This window comes from uncultured Escherichia sp., from assembly GCF_948475835.1.
Classification (GTDB): domain Bacteria; phylum Pseudomonadota; class Gammaproteobacteria; order Enterobacterales; family Enterobacteriaceae; genus ECMA0423.
Genome location: NZ_CAOLGM010000163.1, coordinates 1 through 8,168, shown reverse-complemented (window position 1 = coordinate 8,168; position 8,168 = coordinate 1). Strand labels below are relative to the sequence as shown.

At 46.1% G+C, this 8,168-nt stretch carries 7 protein-coding genes and 1 tRNA gene; 4 read left to right on the top strand and 4 right to left on the bottom strand.

Features of this window, described 5'->3' with window-relative positions; genetic code table 11:
* Positions 1–423 (top strand): substrate-binding domain-containing protein (locus QZF50_RS21375; RefSeq protein WP_290388984.1); only part of this gene is annotated, 423 nt, incomplete at its 5' end.
* A 7-nt stretch (positions 424–430) separates the two neighbouring features.
* On the opposite strand, the gene cscA is transcribed toward QZF50_RS21375, so the two are convergent.
* On the bottom strand, positions 431–1,864 hold the full coding sequence (gene cscA / locus QZF50_RS21370) for a sucrose-6-phosphate hydrolase (RefSeq protein ID WP_000194515.1): 1,434 nt from the start codon (positions 1,862–1,864) through the stop codon (positions 431–433).
* A gap of 216 nt (positions 1,865–2,080) precedes the next feature.
* On the opposite strand from cscA, the gene QZF50_RS21365 reads away from it, so the two are divergent.
* Together QZF50_RS21365 and QZF50_RS21360 are read left to right on the top strand one after the other, a co-directional pair.
* Positions 2,081–2,995, top strand: a complete 915-nt coding sequence (locus tag QZF50_RS21365; protein WP_001274887.1) for an aminoimidazole riboside kinase — start codon at positions 2,081–2,083, stop codon at positions 2,993–2,995.
* Positions 2,996–3,066: 71 nt separating this feature from the next.
* Positions 3,067–4,314, top strand: coding sequence for an oligosaccharide MFS transporter (locus QZF50_RS21360; protein WP_001197025.1), 1,248 nt, complete (start codon positions 3,067–3,069; stop codon positions 4,312–4,314).
* A gap of 441 nt (positions 4,315–4,755) precedes the next feature.
* Here QZF50_RS21360 and QZF50_RS21355 read toward each other — a convergent pair.
* Positions 4,756–4,830 (bottom strand) — tRNA-Arg (locus QZF50_RS21355).
* A gap of 75 nt (positions 4,831–4,905) precedes the next feature.
* Positions 4,906–5,838, bottom strand: coding sequence for a formate/nitrite transporter family protein (locus tag QZF50_RS21350; RefSeq protein WP_000368131.1), 933 nt, complete (start codon positions 5,836–5,838; stop codon positions 4,906–4,908).
* 293 nt (positions 5,839–6,131) lie between these two features.
* Between QZF50_RS21350 and mlaA the strand changes: the two genes are divergently transcribed.
* Positions 6,132–6,887: a phospholipid-binding lipoprotein MlaA gene (mlaA, locus tag QZF50_RS21345; RefSeq protein ID WP_000776768.1), complete on the top strand. Its 756-nt coding sequence runs from the start codon at positions 6,132–6,134 to the stop codon at positions 6,885–6,887.
* A 181-nt stretch (positions 6,888–7,068) separates the two neighbouring features.
* Here mlaA and yfdF read toward each other — a convergent pair whose 3' ends face one another.
* On the bottom strand, positions 7,069–8,127 hold the full coding sequence (yfdF, locus tag QZF50_RS21340; protein WP_000937840.1) for a protein YfdF: 1,059 nt from the start codon (positions 8,125–8,127) through the stop codon (positions 7,069–7,071).
* Between the last annotated feature and the right edge of the window lie 41 nt (positions 8,128–8,168).

Sequence of the window (8,168 nt, the reverse complement as noted above, 5' to 3'; positions counted from 1 at the left end):
ACAGGGTATCGTCGGCAGGGATTTGAGCAGGCCTGGCGTGATGCTGGACGAGATCTGGCTGAGGTGAAACAATTTCACATGGCAACAGGTGATGATCACTACACCGATCTCGCAAGTTTACTCAATGCCCACTTCAAACCGGGCAAACCAGATTTTGATGTTCTGATATGTGGTAACGATCGCGCAGCCTTTGTCGCTTATCAGGTTCTCCTGGCGAAGGGGGTACGTATCCCGCAGGATGTCGCCGTAATGGGCTTTGATAATCTGGTTGGCGTCGGGCATCTGTTTTTACCGCCGCTGACCACAATTCAGCTTCCACATGACATTATCGGGCGGGAAGCTGCATTGCATATTATTGAAGGTCGTGAAGGGGGAAGAGTGACGCGGATCCCTTGCCCGCTGTTGATCCGTTGTTCCACCTGATATTATGTTAACCCAGTAGCCAGAGTGCTCCATGTTGCAGCACAGCCACTCCGTGGGAGGCATAAAGCGACAGTTCCCGTTCTTCTGGCTGCGGATAGATTCGACTACTCATCACCGCTTCCCCGTCGTTAATAAATACTTCCACGGATGATGTATCGATAAATATCCTTAGGGCGAGCGTGTCACGCTGCGGGAGGGGAATACTACGGTAGCCGTCTAAATTCTCGTGTGGGTAATACCGCCACAAAACAAGTCGCTCAGATTGGTTATCAATATACAGCCGCATTCCAGTGCCGAGCTGTAATCCGTAATGTTCGGCATCACTGTTCTTCAGCGCCCACTGCAACTGAATCTCAACTGCTTGCGCGTTTTCCTGCAAAACATATTTATTGCTGATTGTGCGGGGAGAGACAGATTGATGCTGCTGGCGTAACGACTCAGCTTCGTGAACCGGGCGTTGTAGAAGTTTGCCATTGCTCTCTGATAGCTCGCGCGCCAGCGTCATGCAGCCTGCCCATCCTTCACGTTTTGAGGGCATTGGCGATTCCCACATATCCATCCAGCCGATAACAATACGCCGACCATCCTTCGCTAAAAAGCTTTGTGGTGCATAAAAGTCATGCCCGTTATCAAGTTCAGTAAAATGCCCGGATTGTGCAAAAAGTCGTCCTGGCGACCACATTCCGGGTATTACGCCACTTTGAAAGCGATTTCGGTAACTGTATCCCTCGGCATTCATTCCCTGCGGGGAAAACATCAGATAATGCTGATCGCCAAGGCTGAAAAAGTCCGGACATTCCCACATATAGCTTTCACCCGCATCAGCGTGGGCCAGTACGCGATCGAAGGTCCATTCACGCAATGAACTGCCGCGATAAAGCAGGATCTGCCCCGTGTTGCCTGGATCTTTCGCCCCGACTACCATCCACCATGTGTCGGCTTCACGCCACACTTTAGGATCGCGGAAGTGCATGATTCCTTCTGGTGGAGTGAGGATCACACCCTGTTTCTCGAAATGAATACCATCCCGACTGGTAGCCAGACATTGTACTTCGCGAATTGCATCGTCATTACCTGCACCATCGAGCCAGACGTGTCCGGTGTAGATAAGTGAGAGGACACCATTGTCATCGACAGCACTACCTGAAAAACACCCGTCTTTGTCATTATCGTCTCCTGGCGCTAGCGCAATAGGCTCATGCTGCCAGTGGATCATATCGTCGCTGGTGGCATGTCCCCAGTGCATTGGCCCCCAGTGTTCGCTCATCGGGTGATGTTGATAAAACGCGTGATAACGATCGTTAAACCAGATCAGGCCGTTTGGATCGTTCATCCACCCGGCAGGAGGCGCGAGGTGAAAATGGGGATAGAAAGTGTTACCCCGGTGCTCATGAAGTTTTGCTAGGGCGTTTTGCGCCGCATGCAATCGAGATTGCGTCATTTTAATCATCCTGGTTAAGCAAATTTGGTGAATTGTTAACGTTAACTTTTATAAAAATAAAGTCCCTTACTTTCATAAATGCGATGAATATCACAAATGTTAACGTTAACTATGACGTTTTGTGATCGAATATGCATGTTTTAGTAAATCCATGACGATTTTTGCGAAAAAGAGGTTTATCACTATGCGTAACTCAGATGAATTTAAGGGAAAAAAATGTCAGCCAAAGTATGGGTTTTAGGGGATGCGGTCGTAGATCTCTTGCCAGAATCAGACGGGCGGCTACTGCCTTGTCCTGGCGGCGCGCCAGCTAACGTTGCGGTGGGAATCGCCAGATTAGGCGGAACAAGTGGGTTTATAGGTCGGGTGGGGGATGATCCTTTTGGTGCGTTAATGCAAAGAACGCTGCTAACTGAGGGAGTCGATATCACGTATCTGAAGCAAGATGAATGGCACCGGACATCCACGGTGCTTGTCGATCTGAACGATCAAGGGGAACGTTCATTTACGTTTATGGTCCGCCCCAGTGCCGATCTTTTTTTAGAGACGACAGACTTGCCCTGCTGGCGACATGGCGAATGGTTACATCTCTGTTCAATTGCGTTGTCTGCCGAGCCTTCGCGTACCAGCGCATTTACTGCGATGACGGCGATCCGGCATGCCGGAGGTTTTGTCAGCTTCGATCCTAATATTCGTGAAGATCTATGGCAAGACGAGCATTTGCTCCGCTTGTGTTTGCGGCAGGCGCTACAACTGGCGGATGTCGTCAAGCTCTCGGAAGAAGAATGGCGACTTATCAGTGGAAAAACACAGAACGATCGGGATATATGCGCCCTGGCAAAAGAGTATGAGATCGCCATGCTGTTGGTGACTAAAGGTGCAGAAGGTGTGGTGGTCTGTTATCGAGGACAAGTTCACCATTTTGCTGGAATGTCTGTGAATTGTGTCGATAGCACGGGGGCGGGAGATGCGTTCGTTGCCGGGTTACTCACAGGTCTGTCCTCTACGGGATTATCTACAGATGAGAGAGAAATGCGACGAATTATCGATCTCGCTCAACGTTGCGGAGCGCTTGCAGTAACGGCGAAAGGGGCAATGACAGCGCTGCCATGTCGACAAGAACTGGAATAGTGAGAAGTAAACGGCGAAGTCGCTCTTATCTCTAAATAGGACGTGAATTTTTTAACGACAGGCAGGTAATTATGGCACTGAATATTCCATTCAGAAATGCGTACTATCGTTTTGCATCCAGTTACTCATTTCTCTTTTTTATTTCCTGGTCGCTGTGGTGGTCGTTATACGCTATTTGGCTGAAAGGACATCTAGGGTTGACAGGGACGGAATTAGGTACACTTTATTCGGTCAACCAGTTTACCAGCATTCTATTTATGATGTTCTACGGCATCGTTCAGGATAAACTCGGTCTGAAGAAACCGCTCATCTGGTGTATGAGTTTCATCCTGGTCTTGACCGGACCGTTTATGATTTACGTTTATGAACCGTTACTGCAAAGCAATTTTTCTGTAGGTCTAATTCTGGGGGCGCTATTTTTTGGCTTGGGGTATCTGGCGGGATGCGGTTTGCTTGATAGCTTCACCGAAAAAATGGCGCGAAATTTTCATTTCGAATATGGAACAGCGCGCGCCTGGGGATCTTTTGGCTATGCTATTGGCGCGTTCTTTGCCGGCATATTTTTTAGTATCAGTCCCCATATCAACTTCTGGTTGGTCTCGCTATTTGGCGCTGTATTTATGATGATCAACATGCGTTTTAAAGATAAGGATCACCAGTGCGTAGCGGCAGATGCGGGAGGGGTAAAAAAAGAGGATTTTATCGCAGTTTTCAAGGATCGAAACTTCTGGGTTTTCGTCATATTTATTGTGGGGACGTGGTCTTTCTATAACATTTTTGATCAACAACTTTTTCCTGTCTTTTATTCAGGTTTATTCGAATCACACGATGTAGGAACGCGCCTGTATGGTTATCTCAACTCATTCCAGGTGGTACTCGAAGCGCTGTGCATGGCGATTATTCCTTTCTTTGTGAATCGGGTAGGGCCAAAAAATGCATTACTTATCGGAGTTGTGATTATGGCGTTGCGTATCCTTTCCTGCGCGCTGTTCGTTAACCCCTGGATTATTTCATTAGTGAAGTTGTTACATGCCATTGAGGTTCCACTTTGTGTCATATCCGTCTTCAAATACAGCGTGGCAAACTTTGATAAGCGCCTGTCGTCGACGATCTTTCTGATTGGTTTTCAAATTGCCAGTTCGCTTGGGATTGTGCTGCTTTCAACGCCGACTGGGATACTCTTTGACCACGCAGGCTACCAGACAGTTTTCTTCGCAATTTCGGGTATTGTCTGCCTGATGTTGCTATTTGGCATTTTCTTCTTGAGTAAAAAACGCGAGCAAATAGTTATGGAAACGCCTGTACCTTCAGCAATATAGACGTAAACTTTTTCCGGTTGTTGTCGATAGCTCTATATCCCTCAACCGGAAAATAATAATAGTAAAATGCTTAGCCCTGCTAATAATCGCCTAATCCAAACGCCTCATTCATGTTCTGGTACAGTCGCTCAAATGTACTTCAGATGCGCGGTTCGCTGATTTCTAGGACATTGTCGTCATTCAGTGACCTGTCCCGTGTATCACGGTCCTGCGAATTCATCAAGGAATGCATTGCGGAGTGAAGTATCGAGTCACGCCATATTTCGCTATCAGGATTCTGTGTGATGGTTACATCGCCCGGCCCAGGGCTGTTTAGTCATCAGCGCTTTCTGACAGTGCTGAGATTTCAACCTGTTGCAGTAAAAATGAGTAGATATAAGGCAAGTGTGCTGCCAAACCCATCTTTTACGGGGTGAAGGTAGATTTCGTTTGAAGGGTATCTGGTGTCCCCTGCAGGAATCGAACCTGCAATTAGCCCTTAGGAGGGGCTCGTTATATCCATTTAACTAAGAGGACAATGCGGCATGAGTATACCCGCTAATGGACTGCGGGGTAAGTACGCTGCCGCTCGATTGCTTAAACCCTCGCCATTTATGCTGGGTTTTTATCATTTTTCTTAATGTTTTCCGCACGTTCTGCTTTTTGGCGTGCTTCTGCTTTACGCTTGTTGCTCATGTCGTTACGAATCTGTGCATGACTCATTAACGCGAAGATAAAGGTGCCGCCGCAGATGTTCCCCGCTAAAGTAGGTAGTGCGAAGGGCCAGATGAAATCGCTCCAGTGCAGCGTGCCGTTAAACACCAGATAGAGGATTTCAACAGAACCGACAACGATGTGGGTGGTGTCACCCAGTGCAATAAGCCAGGTCATCAATATAATCACCACAATCTTTGCCGCACCCGCAGCAGGAAACATCCAAACCATAGTGGCGATCAGCCAGCCGGAAATGATCGCGTTGGCAAACATCTCGCTGGGGGTGTTCTTCATCACATCCATGCCGATTTTGACAAATGCATCGCGAGTTTCTTCATTGAAGATAGGCATATATTCAAATGCCCATGCAGCAATACCTGTCCCGAGAATATTACCCAGCAGCACGACGCCCCATAATCGCATAAGTAAGCCGACGTTGCTCATTGTCGGTTTTTGCATGACGGGTAGTACCGCAGTCACGGTGTTTTCGGTAAATAATTGCTGGCGGGCCATAATGACGATAATAAAACCAAAGGTATAACCGAGATTCTCCAGTAAGAAGCTGCCTGGCACTCCTTCCAGTTCGACATGAAATATCCCTTTTGCCAGTAGCGAAGCGCCCATCGACAGACCCGCCGCAATGGCTGACCACAGTAGCGCCATTGCGTCGCGTTCCAGCTCTTTTTCACCATCCTGGCGGATATGCTCATGAATTGCCATCGCCCGGGAGGGGAGTCGGTCTTCATCTATTTCTATTTTTTTGCCGCGCTCTTTTTCTTCGCTCTCAACTTCAATTTCGTCGCTGTGTTGATCAATTTTGTCGTTGTCCATGGTCTCTTCTCTTGAATTAGCACGTATAGCTAAAGCGTAGCGGCTTTTTTGCTCGCAACTGGCGGGAGTTACTCTGAAAATGTAGAAAAGGCTGCGTTTGCCTTTTTCTGTTTCTATAGAATCAAGTAGCCTACAGGGCGGCGATTACCAGGCTATGATCAAATCAGCAAATCAGGGCGTCTGGACATCAGTTGACGTGCTGTTACAATCGCCCACACCTAAACAGGCGGATACGGTATCGTTCCGTCATGGATGGCAAACTGCATAAGCCATAAAAAAACAGGGAGACATTTATGAAGCTTCGCCTGTCGGCGCTTGCTCTGGGAACTACGCTTCTGGTGGGGTGTGCGAGTTCCGGTACAGATCAGCAAGGGCGTTCTGACCCGTTAGAAGGGTTCAACCGCACCATGTACAACTTCAACTTCAATGTATTAGACCCGTATATTGTTCGACCGGTCGCTGTCGCCTGGCGTGATTATGTTCCGCAACCGGCGCGTAACGGTTTGAGCAACTTTACTGGCAACCTTGAAGAACCTGCGGTGATGGTTAACTACTTCTTGCAGGGCGACCCTTATCAGGGGATGGTCCACTTTACCCGCTTTTTCCTGAACACCATTTTGGGGATGGGCGGTTTTATTGATGTTGCAGGGATGGCGAACCCGAAACTGCAACGGACTGAACCTCACCGCTTCGGTAGTACGCTTGGTCATTATGGCGTGGGTTATGGGCCTTACGTCCAGTTACCGTTCTACGGTAGCTTCACGCTGCGTGATGACGGTGGTGATATGGCGGATGGTCTTTACCCGGTTCTTTCCTGGCTGACCTGGCCGATGTCTGTGGGTAAATGGACGCTTGAAGGGATAGAAACTCGTGCGCAGTTGTTGGATTCCGATGGTCTGCTGCGTCAGTCGTCCGATCCTTATATTATGGTGCGCGAAGCGTACTTCCAGCGTCATGATTTCATCGCTAATGGCGGCGAACTCAAACCGCAGGAAAATCCGAACGCGCAAGCGATTCAGGATGATTTAAAAGATATCGATTCTGAATAAGAAACAAATAAAAAAGGTGAGTCGCAATACTCACCTTTTTTGTTGTTATCCCTCAATTACCACAAGTAAAAGGAGATAAACCGACAATGACCCGGACGTAATGATGTAAAAATACTGATGTTCGTCACTGACTATTTCCGATATTCAGGAGTTGAAAAATCAAAAAACTGGAAAAATAATTTTAAATATCATCAAAATTAACACCTGGCGCAGATAGTTGATTAATTTCATTTTGATATTCCGTCTGGCGATTTTGAAGCCTTTTTTCAACTTTATCTTCGAGATCCTTAAAGTCTTTGTATTTATTTTCAGGATGGTCAACGTCAACTTTGTTAGCGAATAAAGTAGAAATTATTTCTTTTACATTATCGCGTCTAAATTTTGCATCGTCCACTTGAAAATTATATCTTATTGCTCGACCTAAACGTTTAAAAACTTCGTTAGGTTCTCTCAGTCTTTCCCCGTTGAGCTCGTTTACAACCTGATGATCGGAACCTGTTGCAAATGATTCTGCCATGATAGCTTTGCTGCTTTCAAACCACGCTGAAGCACTCCTGGCGTTTTCACTACAATATTGGGTGAGACTATCACCATTAATACGAATTCCTCTTTGAATGTGGTAGTCGTCCTGATCGTAGTAACCGAGAGATAAGTAATCATTTCCGTTTTTATTTTTAATTACAATAGCGAGAGAGTCGCCTTTTTTATCTTTACCGTACCAGGTAAATAAGTCCGTTGGTTCGCTATTCCCGCTCTCATCAAATTCCGTTACCGTATGTCTGAGTTTGTGTGATATCTTATCGAAGATAAAACCAGGATCTCCATCATATATTTCTTTTAATGCGCTGAAGATCATTTCCTTGTTATTGATATCATGAGTCTTCTCAACTATGTTGTCATTAATGATAGTACGGACGAGTTCTTTGTCTTTATAGTTCGCAGGTAATTCTATTGGTTCTTGGTTGTCGATACCAATAGTAATATGGTCTGTATCATTGGAGCCAATATCAATATAAGTAACTGAGGAATTATTAATATTAAATCTATAAGGATCGTCGTTTACTCGTATGGCGTTTTTTATAAGCTCAAGTAGATGTTTAATACAGGTGCTTATTCCTTCCTTACCATTAAAAAGGTTTTTGAGCTCTTGTACTAATCCATTAACTTCATCATTGTTATTTTCATTAATGGATTCTGGGTAAGTTGCGCTGGTATTGTTGATTGAAATAGATGGTAGCATGATTTTATTCCATTTTGATTGATTTGTTACAAATATATATT

Bases quoted from the DNA above. Each gene is read 5' to 3' on its own strand.
- QZF50_RS21360 (WP_001197025.1), top strand. From the start codon at position 3,067: ATGGCACTGAATATTCCATTCAGAAATGCGTACTATCGTTTTGCATCC.
- yfdF (WP_000937840.1), bottom strand. From the start codon at position 8,127: ATGCTACCATCTATTTCAATCAACAATACCAGCGCAACTTACCCAGAA.
- QZF50_RS21365 (WP_001274887.1), top strand. From the start codon at position 2,081: ATGTCAGCCAAAGTATGGGTTTTAGGGGATGCGGTCGTAGATCTCTTG.
- QZF50_RS21350 (WP_000368131.1), bottom strand. From the start codon at position 5,838: ATGGACAACGACAAAATTGATCAACACAGCGACGAAATTGAAGTTGAG.
- mlaA (WP_000776768.1), top strand. From the start codon at position 6,132: ATGAAGCTTCGCCTGTCGGCGCTTGCTCTGGGAACTACGCTTCTGGTG.
- cscA (WP_000194515.1), bottom strand. From the start codon at position 1,864: ATGACGCAATCTCGATTGCATGCGGCGCAAAACGCCCTAGCAAAACTT.